The 16,209-nt window shown below is 67.0% G+C and carries 14 protein-coding genes; 10 read left to right on the top strand and 4 right to left on the bottom strand.

What is annotated here, in order from left to right; translation table 11 throughout:
• Positions 1–55 precede the first annotated feature (55 nt).
• From RAM80_RS28440 to RAM80_RS28460, 5 genes are read left to right on the top strand one after another with little or no spacing between them, the layout of a single operon-like run.
• Positions 56–508, top strand: a complete 453-nt coding sequence (locus tag RAM80_RS28440; protein WP_416423700.1) for a (2Fe-2S)-binding protein — start codon at positions 56–58, stop codon at positions 506–508.
• Positions 509–518: 10 nt separating this feature from the next.
• The gene (locus RAM80_RS28445; protein ID WP_416423701.1) at positions 519–2,711 is read left to right on the top strand and encodes a molybdopterin cofactor-binding domain-containing protein; all 2,193 of its coding nucleotides are present in this window, start codon (positions 519–521) and stop codon (positions 2,709–2,711) included.
• Between the two features lie 11 nt (positions 2,712–2,722).
• A complete protein-coding gene (locus RAM80_RS28450; protein WP_416423702.1) occupies positions 2,723–3,946 on the top strand; it encodes a c-type cytochrome in 1,224 nt (407 codons plus the stop codon).
• Positions 3,933–5,063, top strand: a complete 1,131-nt coding sequence (locus RAM80_RS28455) for an XdhC family protein (RefSeq protein WP_416423703.1) — start codon at positions 3,933–3,935, stop codon at positions 5,061–5,063. The genes RAM80_RS28450 and RAM80_RS28455 overlap by 14 nt, the downstream gene beginning before the upstream one ends.
• A 48-nt stretch (positions 5,064–5,111) precedes the next feature.
• Positions 5,112–5,417, top strand: coding sequence for a DUF4124 domain-containing protein (locus tag RAM80_RS28460; RefSeq protein WP_416423704.1), 306 nt, complete (start codon positions 5,112–5,114; stop codon positions 5,415–5,417).
• A 95-nt stretch (positions 5,418–5,512) separates the two neighbouring features.
• Here the strand turns inward: RAM80_RS28460 and RAM80_RS28465 are convergent, their stop codons facing one another.
• From RAM80_RS28465 to RAM80_RS28480, 4 genes are all read right to left on the bottom strand, one after another.
• Positions 5,513–7,009 carry an aldehyde dehydrogenase gene (locus RAM80_RS28465; RefSeq protein WP_416423705.1) on the bottom strand — a complete coding sequence of 499 codons (1,497 nt, stop codon included), beginning with the start codon at positions 7,007–7,009 and terminating at the stop codon, positions 5,513–5,515.
• Positions 7,006–7,911 carry a dihydrodipicolinate synthase family protein gene (locus tag RAM80_RS28470; RefSeq protein ID WP_416423706.1) on the bottom strand — a complete coding sequence of 302 codons (906 nt, stop codon included), beginning with the start codon at positions 7,909–7,911 and terminating at the stop codon, positions 7,006–7,008. Before RAM80_RS28470 ends, RAM80_RS28465 begins: the two co-directional genes overlap by 4 nt.
• A 31-nt stretch (positions 7,912–7,942) precedes the next feature.
• Positions 7,943–9,274: an MFS transporter gene (locus tag RAM80_RS28475; protein ID WP_416423707.1), complete on the bottom strand. Its 1,332-nt coding sequence runs from the start codon at positions 9,272–9,274 to the stop codon at positions 7,943–7,945.
• 166 nt (positions 9,275–9,440) lie between these two features.
• Entirely contained in the window at positions 9,441–10,760 is a 1,320-nt protein-coding gene (locus tag RAM80_RS28480; protein ID WP_416423708.1) for an NAD(P)/FAD-dependent oxidoreductase, read from the bottom strand.
• A gap of 667 nt (positions 10,761–11,427) precedes the next feature.
• Between RAM80_RS28480 and RAM80_RS28485 the strand changes: the two genes are divergently transcribed.
• The 5 genes from RAM80_RS28485 to RAM80_RS28505 all read left to right on the top strand — a co-directional run bounded on the left by RAM80_RS28485 (position 11,428) and on the right by RAM80_RS28505 (position 16,193).
• Positions 11,428–12,279: a glycine betaine ABC transporter substrate-binding protein gene (locus RAM80_RS28485; protein ID WP_416423709.1), complete on the top strand. Its 852-nt coding sequence runs from the start codon at positions 11,428–11,430 to the stop codon at positions 12,277–12,279.
• A gap of 78 nt (positions 12,280–12,357) precedes the next feature.
• Positions 12,358–13,476 (top strand): quaternary amine ABC transporter ATP-binding protein, encoded by a 1,119-nt coding sequence (locus tag RAM80_RS28490; protein ID WP_416423710.1) that lies wholly within the window; start codon positions 12,358–12,360, stop codon positions 13,474–13,476.
• Positions 13,473–14,336 carry an ABC transporter permease gene (locus RAM80_RS28495; protein WP_416423711.1) on the top strand — a complete coding sequence of 288 codons (864 nt, stop codon included), beginning with the start codon at positions 13,473–13,475 and terminating at the stop codon, positions 14,334–14,336. Before RAM80_RS28490 ends, RAM80_RS28495 begins: the two co-directional genes overlap by 4 nt.
• Positions 14,333–15,184, top strand: coding sequence for an ABC transporter permease (locus tag RAM80_RS28500; protein WP_416423712.1), 852 nt, complete (start codon positions 14,333–14,335; stop codon positions 15,182–15,184). Before RAM80_RS28495 ends, RAM80_RS28500 begins: the two co-directional genes overlap by 4 nt.
• A 10-nt stretch (positions 15,185–15,194) precedes the next feature.
• The gene (locus tag RAM80_RS28505) at positions 15,195–16,193 is read left to right on the top strand and encodes a 4-hydroxyproline epimerase (RefSeq protein ID WP_416423713.1); all 999 of its coding nucleotides are present in this window, start codon (positions 15,195–15,197) and stop codon (positions 16,191–16,193) included.
• Positions 16,194–16,209: the final 16 nt, after the last annotated feature.

A 16,209-nucleotide genomic window follows, 5' to 3' on the forward strand; every position in this document is an offset into this window, starting at 1 on the left:
CCCGGCCAACGTAGCCCGGCAGGCGCCACCGTGATCGCTGTAATGAGGAAACACCATGCACACCTTGACCATCAATGGGCAGGCGCATGACGTCGACGTGCCCGACGACATGCCCCTGCTGTGGGTACTGCGCGATGTGCTGGGCATGACCGGCACCAAGTACGGCTGCGGCATCGCCCAGTGCGGCGTGTGCACGGTGCACCTGGACGGCCAGGCGGTGCGTTCCTGCGTGCTGCCGGTGAGCGCAGTGCAAGGCCATGCCATCACTACCATCGAGGGCGTCGGCGAGACGCCGGTGGGCGCGCAGTTGCAGCAGGCCTGGCTTGAGCACGAAGTGGTGCAGTGCGGCTACTGCCAGCCGGGGCAGATCATGGCCGCGGCGGCGTTGCTGCACAACCACCCCAAGGCGGACGACGAGCAGATCGTCACGGCGATGAGCGGCAACCTGTGCCGCTGCGCCACCTACACGCGCATTCGTGCCGCGATCAAAAGCGTCAGCCAGGCCTGAGGGTAACCCCATGAACTCTGCAAAATTCCCCGGCCCCGACCTGTCGCGCCGTGGCCTGCTCAAGGGCAGCGCGCTGACCCTGGGCGGCCTGGTGCTCAGCACCTGGCTGCCACCGCTGGTGGCCCGCTCCGCCGCGGCTGAAGCGGTGGCGCCCGGGCGCCCCGGTGCCACCCAGTTCGAAGGCTTCGGCGCCTTCGTGCAAATCGGCGAGGACGGCCGCGTGCGCGTCATTTCGCCAAAGATCGAGATGGGCCAGGGCGCCCAGACCGGCATCGCGATGATGGTCGCCGAAGAGCTGGAAGTGGGCCTGGACCAGGTGCAGATCCAGGAAGCGCCGCCCAATGGCGCGCTGTACACCGACACTATCCTGCAGTTCCAGGCCACCGGCGGTTCGTCATCCACGCGCTACACCTGGGAGCCGCTGCGCAAGGCCGGCGCCACCGCGCGCATCCTGTTGACCCAGGCCGCCGCCATTCGCTGGAAGGTCGCGCCCAGCCAGTGCCGCGCCGAACACGGCCAGATCCACGGCCCCCAAGGCCAGGTGGCCGGCTACGGCGAGCTGGCCAACGCCGCCGCACAACTGCCGCTGCCCACCGACGTGCCGCTCAAGGCCATCGGCGACTTCAAGCTGCTGGGCACCCCGGCCCGGCGCCTCGACACCCCCGACAAGGTCACCGGCAAGGCCCAGTTCACCATCGACCTGCACGTGCCGGGCATGCGCATCGCCTCGACCCTGACCTGCCCGGTGCACGGCGGCACGCTGAAAGCGCTGGACGAAGGCGACGCGCGCAAGGTGCCCGGCGTGCATGACATCATCAAGCTGAGCAACGCCGTGGCCGTTATCGGCGACCACTTCTGGGCCTGCCAGCAAGGCCTCAAGGCCCTGCGCATCGACTGGGACTACGGCCCTAACGGCGAAGGCCATTCGGCGCTGCTGGACAAGGCCTTGCTGGACGCCAGCGGCCGCGACGGCGTGGTCGCCCACACCAGTGGCGACATCGCCCAGGCCCTGGGCGCGGCCAGCAGCCGCTTCGAAGCGGTGTACCAGCAGCCGTTCCTTTCGCACTCGCCGCTGGAGCCCATGGGCTGCGTGGCCCACGTGCGCGCCGACGCCTGCGAGCTGTGGGTGGGCACCCAGGCGCCGGTGTTCGCGCAGATGGGCGCGGCGAAAATCAGCGGCCTGCCCCAGGACAAAGTGATCATCCACAACCAGCTGATCGGCGGCGCCTTTGGCCGCCGGCTGGAGTCGGACTTCATCTTCCAGGCCGTGGACATCGCCCGCCAGGTCGACTACCCGATCAAGCTGGTGTGGAGCCGTGAAGAGGACATGACCCACGACCTCTACCGCCCGCACTACGTCGACCGCATCAACGCCGCGCTGGACGACGACGGCCGGCCCCAGGGCTGGGACCACCGAATTGCCGGCGCCTCGGTGATCGCCGCCTTCGTCGGCGCGTTGCCGCCCAGCGGCGTCGATGCCGACGCGGTGGAGGTGGCCATCGAGCCCATCTACCAGCTGCCGCACCTGCAGGTGCGCTACATCCGCGAAGACCCGAAAACCATCCCCGTGTCCTGGTGGCGCGGCGTGGGGCCGCTGCGCAGCACCTATGTGCTGGAGTCGTTCGTGGACGAGCTGGCGCACCGCGCCAAGGCCGACCCGGTGGCCTACCGCGCGGGGCTGATCAGCACGCAGCCGCGGGCACTGGCGGTGCTCAAGCGCGCCGCCGAGCTGAGCGACTGGCACACGCCGTTGCCCAAGGGGCAGGGGCGCGGCATTGCCGTGACCGCCGTGTTCGGCAGCTTCATCGCCACCGTGGTCGAGCTGGAAATGCAGGGTGAGCGCGCCCTCAAGATCAAGCGCCTGGTGTCGGTGATCGACTGCGGCTTCGTCAACAACCCCACCTCGGTGACCTCGCAGGTGGAGGGCGGCACGCTGTTCGGCCTGTCGGCGGCGCTGTTCAACGAGATCCTGGTGGAAAACGGCCGGGTGCAGCAGAACAACTTCAACGCCTACCGGCAGATCCGCATGAGCGACGCGCCGCCGGTTGAAGTGCACCTGATGCCCAGCCTGGAAAGCCCCGGTGGCGTCGGCGAGACCGGCGCGGTGCCGGTGGCGGCGGCCCTGGTCAACGCCTTGCACGCAGCGTCCAACGCCCGCGTGCGCCGCTTGCCCCTGAGCCGTTCCGGCTACTACACCGTTTGAGGATGGCTGACATGACGTTTATCAAGATTGCCCTGGCCGCCACCCTGGCCGTGCTGGGGGCCAACGCCCTGGCCGCCGACCCGCAGTTGATCGCCAAGGGCGAATACCTGACCCGCGCCGCCGACTGCGAGGCCTGCCACACCACCCCCGGCGGCAAGCCGTTCACCGGCGGCCTGGCGTTCCAGCTGCCGTTCGGCACCCTGTACTCGCCCAACATTACCGCCGACACCGCCACCGGCATCGGCAGCTGGAGCGACGACGACTTCGTCAGCGCCCTGCAGAAAGGCGTGGGCAAGGACGGCAAGCACTATTACCCGGCGTTCCCCTACACCTCGTACACGCTGATGCCGCGCGAGGACATCCTGGCGATCAAGGCATACCTCACCAGCCTGCCGGCGGTGAACCAGCCGCCGAAGGAAAACAGCATCGGCTTCCCGTTCAACCAGCGCTGGGGCATGGCCCTGTGGAACATGGTGTTCGCCGACGACAAGCGCTTCACGCCGGACCCTGCGCAATCCGCCGAGTGGAACCGCGGCGCCTACCTGGTGCAGGGCCCCGGCCACTGCGGCGAGTGCCATTCGCCGCGCAACCTGGCCCAGGCGGTGGACACCAGCAAGTCCCTGGCCGGCGCCACCCTCGGCAACTGGCAGGCCTACAACATCAGCGCCGACAAGCGCTATGGCGTGGGCGGTTGGCCCCAGGACGTGCTGACCCGCTACCTGGCCACCGGCGAGGCGCCCGGCTACGCCATGGCCGGCGGGCCGATGAGCGACGTGGTGGAGCACAGCCTGCGCTTCCTCACCCCGGCTGACATCAAGGCGGTGGCGGTGTACCTGCAGGGCTCGCCGGCCCGTGCCGAGGGCATTGCGCGGCCGGCGGTGGCGGTCAACGACGGGCCGCTGCCGCCGGGCGATGGCCTGGGCCGCAAGGTGTTCGTCGACGCCTGCGCCGGCTGCCACCGCCTGGACGGGCAGGGCAACCAGACTGGCGTTGCGACCCTCACCGGGCTCAAGTCGCTGAACGATCCGGCGGGCACCAACGTCGTTGCCGTGTTGCTGGCCGGGCACTATCCGTTCACGTTCGGGTCGCAACAGAAGATGCCTGATTTTGCCCAGGCCTACAGCAACCAGGAGTTGGCCGCCGTGAGTACCTTCGTCTTGCGCCGCTTTGGCGAAACCGATGCCCGCATCACCGCCCAGCAAGTGGCCCGGAGCCGTGCCAGTGCACTGCATTGATGAGCTGCTGGGCGCCCTGGATGACGGCGCCGAGGCGGTGCTGGCCACCGTCGTCAAGGTCCAGGGCTCGGCCTACCGCCGGCCGGGCGCGCGCATGCTCATCCCCCAGGTGGGCGACCCGCGCGGCACGGTCAGCGGCGGCTGCCTGGAAAACGAGGTGGCGCGCAAGGCCTGGTGGCTGAGCGAACAGGGGCCCAAGGTGGTGGCCTACAGCACCGCCGCCGATGAAGACGACCCGCTGGACGAGGCCGCGTTCAGTTTCGGCCTGGGCTGCAACGGCACGGTGTTCGTGTTGATGGAGCGCGTGCAGCACGACTCGCTGCTGATGCGCACTTTGCGCCGGGTGCGCGACCGTGGCGAGGCCTGCGCCCTGGCCACGGTGATCGCCAGCGACGGGCCGTTGCCGGTCGGCGCGCGCAGCGTGCTGGGCAGCGAAGGTTGGCCGCAGGCGTTGAATGATCAGGTGCAGCAGGGGCTTGCCTGCGTGCTGCAGCAGGGCAAGTCGGCGCTGCGCCGTTACCGTGGCGAGTGGGGTGAAGTCGAGGTGTTCCTGGAATACCTGGCCCCGGCGCGCCGGCTGGTGGTATTCGGCGCCGGCCACGACGTGCAGCCGCTGGTGCGCATGGCCGACCTGCTGGGCTGGAAGGTCACGGTGGTGGACGGCCGCTCGCATTTCGCCCGCCCCGAGCGTTTCCCCCAGGCCCAGGCGGTGCTGTGCGCCCAGGCGCGCGAGCCGTTGCCGGCCAGCGTGCAGTTGAACGGCGCCGCCGTGGCCGTCATGACCCACAGCCTGACCCAGGACTTCCATTGGTTGCAGGCGGCGCTGGGCAGCGGTGCGGCGTACATCGGCCAGCTGGGCCCACGGGACCGCACCGAGCGGCTGCTGGCGGACATGGACGCCGCGCACCTGCCCGCGCTGGACCGCCTGCATTACCCCATGGGCCTGGACCTGGGCGGCGACAACCCGGAAAGCGTGGCCATGGCCATCCTGGCCGAGATAGCCGCGGTGTTCAATGGCCGCGCCGGCGGGCCGTTGAAGGCGCGCCGGCAGGGCATTCATGACGTCGAGCCGTCGGTGCTGCACGAGGCGTCGTTGATTCACGAGACAAGCACTTGACTGCTTGATAGCATTACGCCGCCACTGGGCAGACAGGGAAGTGCGGTGATGAGAAAAGCGTTGATCGTACTGCTGGCGCTGGCTGCGCCCTCGGCGTTTGCGACCGCCTATAAATGCGTTGCTCCCGATGGCGCGGTGGCCTTTGCCGCCACGCCCTGCGCGCCGGGCGCGGGCGAAAGCACCTTCGTGCCGCCCGCCAGCGGCAACGACCCGGCGGCAGCCGCCCGCCAGCGCACGGCCGCCGCCGCGCCGGCGCGGGTGGTGCTGGTGCGCACGGTCATCACCCACCAGGAACACATCACCTGGACCGTGCGCCACACCCGCGCCGCGCCGCCGCCCAGCGTCATTCCCTGACGCCTCGGACGCGGCCTCCGGCCGCTGCTACGGGAACCGCGCGATCGGCGGGGTGCGCGCGTCCTTGTAGCAGCGGCCGCAGGCCGCGTCTGGAATCAGCGCTCGGACACGTCGATCCAGATGGTCTTGATCTCGGTGTACTGGTCGTGCGCCCACACCGACTTGTCGCGCCCGCCGAACCCCGACTCCTTGTAGCCGCCAAACGGGGTGGAGGCGTCGCCTTCGCCGAAGCAGTTGACGGTGACGATGCCGGCGCGAATCTCGCGCGACAGCTTGATGGCGTTGCGCAGGTTGTCGGTGTACACCGACGCCGCCAGGCCGTACACGGTGTCGTTGGCCAGGGCGATGGCCTGGTCGATGGTCTTGAAGGTGGTCACCGCCAGCACCGGCCCGAAAATCTCCTCCTGGAACAGGCGGCTGTCGGCTGGCACGCCGTCCACCACCGTGGGCTGCACGTACACGCCTTGCTCAGTCTGGCCGCCCACGCGCACCTGCAGCTGTTCCACGCGCGCCTGTTCAAGGTAGGAGGCCACCTTGTCGAAATGCGCCTTGCTGACCATGGCGCCCAGGCGGTTGTCCGGGTCCAGCGGGTCGCCCAGTTGCCATTCGCGCAGGTGCACGGCGATGCGTTCGAGCAAATCGTCCTTGATGTCTTCGTTGACGATCAGCCGCGAGGACGCCGAGCAGTTCTCGCCCATGTTCCAGAACGCGCCGTTGACCACGTGGCTGGCCACCAGGTCCAGGTCCTCGACATCGCTCATGACCACGGCCGGGTTCTTGCCGCCGCACTCCAGCACGATGCGCTTGAGGTTGGAGTCAGCGGCGTAGTGCAGGAAGCGGCGGCCGGTGGCGGTGGAGCCGGTGAAGCTGACCATGGCCACGTCCATGTGCCGGCCCAGCGGTTCGCCCACTTCCTGGCCGCCGCCGGGCAGCACGTTGAACACGCCTGCCGGCACGCCGGCCGCGAAGGCCAGCTCGGCCACGCGCAAGGCGGTGAGGGTGGTCTCGGTGGCTGGCTTGACCACGATGGAGCAGCCGGCCGCCAGCGACGGGCCGATTTTCCACGCCAGCATCAGCAGCGGGAAGTTCCACGGCAGCACCAGGCCGACCACACCGATGGCTTCGCGCACCACCAGGGTCAGGGCGTCGTTGCCCACCGGGGCGGTGTTGTCGTAGATTTTGTCGATCAACTCGGCGTGCCAGCGGATCATGTGGATGGTTTCCGGCACGTCGATCAGCGCGCACTCGCGCACCGGCTTGCCGCTGTCCAGGCTTTCCATCACCGCCAGTTCGTCGGCATGCTGTTCCAGCAGATCAGCGAAGCGCAGCAGCACCTTCTTCCGTGCGCCGGGCGAAAGCTTGCTCCAGCGGCCGTCCTCGAAGGCGGCCTTGGCGGCGGCCACGGCGTGGTCGACGTCGCTGCTGTCACAGGCCACGACGTGCGCCAGCACTTTATCGGTGGCCGGGTTGGTGGTGGCGAAGGTCTTGCCCGAGCGCGAGGCATAGGGCGCGCCGTCAACGAACGCCTGGGTCGGCAGCACCAGGGTTTCAGCGATGGCCGCGTACTCGGCCTTGCTCAGCAACGCGCTCATTGCGCACCTCCGGTGATTTGCGCCACTTCGCGCTTGAGGTCAGTGATGACGTTCTTCAGCGCCTGCTTCTCTTCAGCCGTCATGGCCTGCAGCGGTGCGCGCACGCCGCCGGTGCTCTGGCCGTTGAGTTCGCAGCCGTATTTGATCGACTGCACGAACTTGCCGCTTTCGAGGAAATCCATCAGCGGCATGAACGCCGACATGATCCTGCGGCCCTTGTCGAAGTCCTTCGCCACCACGCAGGCCTCGTACAGCGCCACGTGCTCGCGCGGAATGAAGTTGGAACCGGCGCATACCCAGCTGCGCGCGCCCCAGGCGAAGAATTCCAGGGCCTGGTCGTCCCAGCCGCAGGACAGGGCGATGTTGGGGTAGTTGCGGGCCAGGAAGTGCAGCTGCGCCGGGTCGCCGGAGCTTTCCTTGATGGCCACCACGTTCTTCACCTGCTTGATGGCGGCGAAGTAGGCGGCGCCCATGCTCACGCCCATGCGCGCCGGGTAGTTGTACAGCATGATCGGCAGGTTGGCGGCGCGGTCCACGGCCTGCAGGTGCGCGGCGTTTTCCAGCTCGGTGGGCAGGGCGTAGGGCGGCGAGCCCACCAGGATGGCGTCGGCCTTGATCTCGCGCGCGGCCTGGGCGTAGGCCACCGAGTCTTCGGTGCGGATGGCGCCGGTGCCGATCACCAGCGGCAGGCGGGTGCCGATCACGGCCTTGGCGTGGGTGGCCAGGTCCAGGCGCTCCTGGGCGGTGTGGGCGTAGTACTCGCCGGTGGAGCCGCCGATGATGATGCCGTGCACCTTGGCCTCGATCAGGTATTCCAGGGTCTCGGCAAAGGCGTGGCGGTCGATCTGGCCGTCGGCGGTCAGCGCGGTGATGGCCGGGGTGTAGATGCCTTCGAAAGTCATGCGTGGTTCTCCTAGATAAGGGGCAGCAGGTTCAATTGCCGAGCGCCGCGGCGTCGCGCAGGCTCAGTGAGCGGGTTTCAGGGGCCATGGCCCAGGCAGCCACAAGGCCCACCAGGGTCACGGCGGCGGCCACATACATGGTGTGGCCGATGCCAATGCCTTGTAGCGAGAGGGGCACCAGGTAGGTGCCCACCGCCGCGCCAACCCGCGACAGCGAGGTGCCGATGCCCACGGCAACGGCGCGGATTTCAGTGGGGAACAGCTCGTTGGGGTACACCAGTTGCAGCACCTGGGCGCCGCCGATGAACAGCGCGTAGGCGCCGAACAGGGCCAGCACCAGCAGTTCGTTGCCGTCGGGGAACAGCCCCAGCAGCAACAGCGCCAGGCCCGACCAGAGGAAGCTGTGAATGAGCATGCTGCGCCGGCCCATGACGTTGATCAGCTGGCTGGCGAAAATGCAGCCGATGACGAACAGCAGGGTGATGGCGATGGAGCCGAAGGCCGCCCAGTCGCCCTTCAGGTGCAGGGCTTCGAGCACCTTGGGCGCGAAGGCGTACACGGCGAACACGGGAATGATCGAGCACGACCAGAACAGCGTGACGAACACCAGGCGCTTGGCGTAGCCGCTCACCAGCAGGCCCCACAGCGTGGTGCAGGCCAGCTCCGCCTGTTCCGGCAGGTTGGCCAGGCTGAACTGCGGGCCATACACGCCCTTGATGACCTGTTCGGCCTCGGCGGCGCGGCCCTTGCTCAGCAGCCAGCGTGGCGATTCCGGGGTGCCCAGGCGCAACAGCAACAGGCCCAGGCCGATGGCCGCGGCGCTGGCCAGCACATAGCGCCAGGCGTCATCGCCGCCCAGGTTGATCAGCGTGTTGCCGACGATGTAGGCGAAGGCGGCGCCGGCAAACCACAGGATGGTCAAGGCGGCCAGGCGTGGGCCGCGGTATTTGCGCGGCAGGAACTCTACCAGCAGCGCGGTGGCCACCGGGTATTCGATGCCCACGGCCAGGCCGATGACAAAGCGGCACAAGAATAGCGCGGGGGCCGAGTCCACCCACAGTTGCGCCAGGGAACAGACAATAAATAACAGCGGGCCAATAAAATAAACTTTCTTGCGGCCCAGGCGATCAGTCAGGAACCCCCCGAAGAAGCCACCAAAGAACACGCCAATTAACGCCGAGGCGGCAATCATGCCTTGCCAGAATTCGGTAAGTTGCAACGCCGCGGACATTTGCAACATGGCAATACCGATAATACTCAGTACATAACCGTCGACAAAAGAACCACCGCCCGAACGCAGGGTAAGTTTGCGGTGAAAGGCATTGAGCGGAACATCTTCAATGCAACAGTTTGAAGGTTTCATGAGTCTCTCCTCTATCGCCCGGTACTGCATCACCGGGCGTACGTTGCGGGAGCTGGCTTGCCAGCGAGTTTTGGCAGTTGTTCGATAGCTCGCTGGTAAACCAGCTCCCACAAGGGGCGTTGTTGTTATTGTTGGTGCAAGAGTGTTGAAACAGGCTCAAGCGTGATCAGCTCTCCTGGCCGGCGCGGTATTGGCCCCAGGCCAGGTTCATGTTCACCCCGGCCGACAGCAGCGGCTGCGGCGGGTTCTGGCTGGGGCCGGGGGCGGCCAGCAGGAAGTCGGTGAGGTGGCTGCGCTCGCCCGCCAGCCAGTCGGCCAGCAGGGTGCCGGTGACCGTGCCGCGGGTCACGCCCAGGCCGTTGCAGCACAGTGCCCCGTAGACGTTGGGCGCCAGTTGGCCAAAGTGCGCCATGTGGTTGCGCGACAGGCTCAGCGAGCCGCCCCAGGTGTACTCGAAGCCCACGTCCGGCAGCATCGGGAAGCGCTTGGCGAACGACGCCCGGTGGCGTTTGGCGAACAGCTGCAGGTACTTCTGCCGGCTGGCGCCGTCGGGGTTGAAGCTGAAGCTGTTGCGCACCAGCAGGCGGTTGTCCACGGTGCGGCGCAGGGTGGTGCCGAACGGGTCGGCGGGAATCACCCCCCAGTACGGCTTGCCGCCCAGGCGCGCCTGCTCGTCGGCGGTCAGCGGCCGGGTCAGGCTGGCGTAGGTGAAGATCGGCAGCATGCGCCCCTTGAGGAAGCCGAAGCTCATGCCGAAGGCGTTGTTGGTCAGCACCAGCTTGTCGGCCAGCAGGCTGCCGCCTGCATGCACCAGGCGCGTCTGGGCGCCGTATTCCACCTGGGTGATGGGCGTGTGTTCGTAGAGGGTGACGTTGCCCGGCAGGCTGTCGGCCAGGCCTTTCACCAGGGCGGCGGGCTGCACCAGGGCGGTGCCGGGGGTGAACAGCGCCTGGCGGTAGAAGCCGGTGCCGATGTGCCCGGGCAGGTCATGCCCGGCGATCACCTCGTAGGACTGGCCCAGCTTGTCCAGGCCTCGGCGGTAGGCCTCCAGCACGGCGATGCCGCGGTGCTCGATGGCGGCTTGGTACTTGCCGCACTCGCGCAGCTGGCAGTCGATGCCGTGCTCCTTCACCAGCGCCTTGAGAATCGACTGGCCCTGCAGGTTCAACGCCAGGCTCATCTTCGCCGTGGCGATGTCACCGATGTAGTCGTCGGCGCCGATGTCGTGGGGCAGGTCGATGGCAAAGCCGGCGTTGCGGCCCGAGCTGCCGTAGCCCACCTGTTGGGCCTCCACCAGCACGATCTCTTCGTCGGGGAAGTGCGTGGCCAGTTGCCGCGCCGCGGCCAGCCCGGTGAAGCCTGCGCCGACCACCACCCAGCGCGCCGAGCGGTGCCCGGCATGGGCCGGCCGCGGCGTGCGCGGCGGTGCCAGGTGGAACCAGCCGCAGGTGGAATCGTCCGCTGGAAGATGGGTGACCTTTGCCATTTCAACGCCCCGGTATTGTTATCGGTTGAGCCCGGTGGCTGTTCACACCGGTGTCACACGATTGGGTTACGAATACTTAGTGTATACATCGTGTCGACACACTATAGGGCAGGTTTCCTCGGGGTGTCCAGAGGCCCCAATCTGTCCGTTTGAAGGGGCCTGCAATCGTCGCTTTTTCCGCTGAAACCCTTGTGCCACGGGCGTTTGCGGCGATTTCGAGGCGCGCCAGGGGGCTGTGGCGCGCTGCCGCAGGCCGCTTGCACTGTCCTGAAAACGACAGCCTTGTTACCCGTTAGCGACCAGGCCTTTTGCTAGCCATGTGCGCAACGCCTTGAACCGCAAGGCTTTGGGCCTGGGAACAAAAAAAATTTCAGGTATTCGTGTCGTATACATCGTGAATACAAGGCGTTGACCGATCCCCAACGCCGTGCCAGTCTGGGCCCCACAAGCCGGCCGCCGCTGACGCAAACAGCCCGTGAAGGTCGGTCCCGGTCTAACCGGCCCCAGTGAGTTCAAGTGCAACAACGCACAGGCGTACGGCGCCCGGCTGCGTGAAATTCGACGAGGCGTTTACAAGTAACGGCCGCATACAGCCGTGTGCGGAGCGATGGCGTGTGGCTTTGACAAACTCAACCTGTGTTGTTTATGGCGTACTACGAGGTCGAACATGAAAATGATGTGGAAAGCACTGTGCGCGGCAACCCTGGCAAGTATGGTGATGTTGCCGGTACACGCCGAGGAAAAGACCATCACCATGGGGACGTTGTCCTGGGAAGACCTGACGCCCATTACCGGTATTACCAAGAAAGTGCTGGAAGACTCCGGTTATACCGTGAAAGTGGTGGAGTTCTCGGAGTGGGGCATTGCCTACGCCGCCCTGGGCAAAGGTGATATTCAGGTACTGGCTTCGCAGATCGACTACGCGGCCTATGACTACTGGAACAAGAACAAGAGCCGCCTGGAAAAACTCTCGCCGGTGTCCCACGGCCTGTACCAGGCCATCGCCGTGCCCAAGTACGTGCCCATCGATTCGCTGGACCAACTCAACGACAACGCCGACAAACTGGGCGGCAAGATCATCGGCATCGAGCCCGGTTCGGGCCTGATGAGCGACGCCACCAAGGCGGTCAGCGAATACGGCATCAAGCTGCAACTGGTGGAAGGCAGCACCGCGGCCATGACCGCCGCGCTGAAGTCCGCCGTGGACCGCAAGGAACCCATCGCCGTCACCGTGTGGGAGCCATCGTGGATGGCGCAGAAGTTCGACCTCAAATTCCTCAAGGACCCCAAAGGCGTGTTCCCGCCGCCACAAGGCTACTACTGGATCGGCCACAAGGGCTTCTCGGCTGAGTACCCCCACGCCCGTGAGCTGATGGCCAGCGTCTTCGTGCCGGTGGCCGACATCACCGCCATCAACGGCGAGGTGAAGGACGGCAAGACCATGGAACAGGCCATCCAGGGCTGGACCGCCAGCCACGGCGAACTGCTCAAGCGCTGGGAAAACGTAAAACAACAATAAGCCTCGACACTGCTGTGCCACTGCCGAACTTGGATTAATTAGAAAAACCAGCGAAAAACTGGTTCGACGGGTTCCGAAATGACAATGTCCAACGCAAACGCCAATGAAGTGCTGATCGATTGCCAGTCCCTGTGGAAAATCTTTGGCCAGAACGCCCCTGCCGCCATGAAGGCGGTGGTGGACAAAGGCCTGAGCAAGACTCAGGTGCTGCAACAGTTCAGCTGTGTGGTCGGGGTCTCCGACGTTAGCCTGCAGGTGCGCCGGGGCGAGATCTTCTGCATCATGGGCCTGTCCGGCAGTGGCAAATCCACGCTGATCCGCTTGTTGAACAAACTGATTACCCCCAGCGCCGGCAAGGTGGTGGTGAAGGGCCAGGACCTGTCCACCCTCAACCCCACCCAGCTGCGCCAGGTGCGCGCCCGTCACATCGGCATGGTGTTCCAGAGCGTGGCGCTGCTGCCCAACCGCACGGTGCTGGAAAACACCGCCTTCGGCCTGGAAGTGCAGGGCGTGGGCAAGGCCGAGCGCTACCAGGTGGCCGAGCGCGCGCTGGCCAAGGTCGGCCTCACCGACTGGGCCCAGCGCTACCCCAATGAACTGTCCGGCGGCATGCAGCAGCGCGTCGGCCTGGCCCGGGCGATCACCGCCGACCCGGAAATCATCCTCATGGACGAGCCCTTCAGCGCCCTCGACCCGCTGATCCGCCGCCAGCTGCAGGACGAGTTCCGCCAGCTGACCAAGGACCTGGGCAAGTCGGCGGTGTTCATCACCCACGACCTCGACGAGGCCATCCGCATCGGCGACCGCATCGCCATCATGAAGGACGGTGTGATCATTCAGGTGGGTACCGCCGAGGACATCGTCCTCAACCCCGCCGATGACTACGTGGCTGAGTTCGTCGCCGGCATCTCGCGCTTGCACCTGGTAAAGGCGCACTCGGTGATGACCCCGGTGGCCGCCTACAGCGCCGCGCATCCGGGCAGCGACCTGTCGCGCCTGAGCAAAACCACGGTCGAGGCCGACATCGACGAGCTGATCGGCCTGATCATGACCTCGGACCGCGACGCCCTGGCCGTCACCGACAAGGGCGCCATCGTCGGCATCATCACCCCGCGCGACCTGTTGCGCGGCGTGCAGGGCTTGCCCAACGACTTCACCCAGGATGTGCCTGAGGCTGCGGTGGAGCGTGCCCAATGAGCCTGGCCAGTGTTGCCTTGCCCGATTTCGCCCAACCCTTCGACGACCGCGTCGACGCCGGCCTGCAATGGCTGTCGGACCACGGCGCCGACTGGTTCGACCTGGCCAACGCCGGGCTCAAGAGCCTGTTCCAGGCCGTGCTGTGGCTGGTGGCCTGGCCGCCGTGCTACGTGATTGCCCTGTTGATCGCGCTGCTGGGCTGGCGTTTGGTCGGCCGGCGCTTTGCGCTGCTGGCGTTCGTCGCGCTGCTGGGCTGCAACCTGATCGGCCTGTGGCCGGAAACCACCAGCACCCTGGCCCTGGTGCTGACCGCCACGGTGCTGGCGCTGGTGGTGGGCATTCCCCTGGGCGTGGCTGCCGGCCTGGCGCCGCGCCTGGACCGGCTGGTGGACCCGTGCCTGGACCTGGTGCAGACCCTGCCGCCGTACATCTACCTGCTGCCGGCCATCGCCCTGCTGGGCTACGGCCCGGCCACGGCGCTGCTGGCCACCTTCATCGTCGCCGTGCCGCCGGTGCTGCGCCTGACCGCCCTGGGCATCCGCATGACGCCGCGCGAGTTCATCGAACTGGGCGACGCCAGCGGCGTCACCGCCACGCAGATGTTCTTCAAGATCCGCCTGCCGTTCGCCCTGCCCAGCATCATGGCCGGCATCAACCAGAGCCTGATGATGGCCTTCGGCATGGTGGTGATCGCTGGCATCGTCGGCTCCGGCGGCCTGGGCGAGTCCATCTACGGCGCGATACGCACCCTGGACATCGCCAAGTCGATTAATGCCGCCGTCGCCATCGTCATTCTTACCCTGATTCTCGACCGCCTGGCGCAGAGTTTCGCCCACAGCAAGGCCGGAGGTGGCCAATGAGCATTGCCGATCTGCGTTTCTCCCCCGGCGAGTACCTGGCGCCCGTGGTGGACTGGCTCAACAGCCACCTGCACCCGCTGTTCGTGGTCATCAGCGAAATCATCGAGGCCACCTTGGGCGCGGTGCAAGGCGTATTGCTGGCGCCGCCGCCGTTGCTGCTGGTGGCCATCGTCGTGGCCCTGGCGCTGTATTTCGCCAACCGCCGCGTGGCGCTGTTCGCCGGGCTGATGCTGCTGTTCTGCCTGTTCAGCGGCCTGTGGCTGGCGTCCCTGCAGACCATCGCCCTGGTCTCGGTGGCGGTGCTGATCTCGGTGGCCGTGGCTTTCCCGCTGGGCGTGCTGGCGGCGCGGGTCAAGCGCGTGGACACGCTGATCACCCCAGTGCTGAACATCATGCAGACCGTGCCGCCATGGGTGTACCTGATTCCGGCGGTGATGCTGTTCAGCCTGGGCCGCGTGCCGGCGATCATCGCCACCATCGTCTACGGCATCCCGCCGATGCTGCGGCTCACCACCCTGGCGTTCAAGCAGCTGCCCAAGGACCTGCTGGAGCTGGGCCAGGCCTCGGGCGCCTCGCCACGCGACATTCTGTTGAAGATCGAACTGCCCACCGCCGCGCCCACCCTGCTGGTGGGGCTTAACCAGTGCATCCTGCTGTCCCTGGCCATGGTGGTGCTGGCCGGGCTGGTGGGCGCTGGCGGCCTGGGCGCCGAGGTCACGCGCGGCCTGACGCGCATGGAGATGGGCCTGGGCCTGCGCGCCGGCCTGGCCATTGTCGCCGTGGCGCTGTTGCTCGACCGCCTGTCCCGTGGCGCCCTGCAGCGCCATTCACCACGCCAGCTGGCCTGAGGAGTCGACCATGCGCCACAGCTTTTTCTGCATCGACGCCCACACCTGCGGCAACCCCGTGCGCGTGGTGGCCGGCGGCGGGCCGCTGCTGCCGCTGCTGCCCATGGCCGAACGCCGCGACCTTTTCGTGCGTGACCACGACTGGGTGCGCACCGCACTGATGTTCGAGCCGCGCGGCCATGACGTCATGTCGGGCGCCATCCTTTACCCCAGTGTGCGTGAGGACTGCGACTTCGCCGCGCTGTTCATCGAGGTCAGCGGCTGCCTGCCCATGTGCGGCGCCGGCACCATCGGCCTGGCCACGGTGGCCATCGAAGAAGGCCTGGTCACCCCGCGCGAGCCGGGCCGGCTGGCCATCGAGACCCCGGCCGGGCGGGTGGACGCCGAGTACCAGATGGGCCCCGGCGGGGTCGATTCGATCCGCCTGCGCAATGTGCCCAGCTACCTGCACGCCGCCAACGTCGAGGTGGACGTGCCGGGGGCAGGGCGGCTGGTGGTGGACATCGCCTACGGCGGCAATTTCTATGCGGTGGTAGAGCCGCAAGCCAACTGGCCGGGGCTGGAGGGCATGGGCAGCGGCGACATCGTCAGCCTCAGCCGGCGCCTGCGCACGGCCCTGGCCCAGGTGTGCCAGCCGGTGCACCCGCTGCATACCCACATCCACGGCGTGCACCACGCCATCTGGTGCGACGCCCCGCGCAGCCCCAAGGCCGACGGCCGCTGCGCGGTGTTCTACGGCGACAAGGCCATCGACCGCTCGCCCGGCGGCACCGGCACCTCGGCGCGCATGGCGCAGCTGGTGGGCAAGGGCCGGCTCAAGGCCGGTGACACCTACTGGCACGAGAGCCTGATTGGCACGCTGTTCGAAGGAAGGGTGGAGGCGCTGCTCAAGGTGGGAACCTACGATGGCATCGCCCCCAGCATTGGAGGCTGGGCAAGGATCACCGGGCACAATACAATTTTCGTCGATGACCGCGACCCCCTGGCCCACGGCTTTCTATTGCTGTAGGCGCCAGCCACGAATA

Source organism: Pseudomonas sp. App30 (assembly GCF_047947025.1).
Classification (GTDB): Bacteria; Pseudomonadota; Gammaproteobacteria; order Pseudomonadales; family Pseudomonadaceae; genus Aquipseudomonas.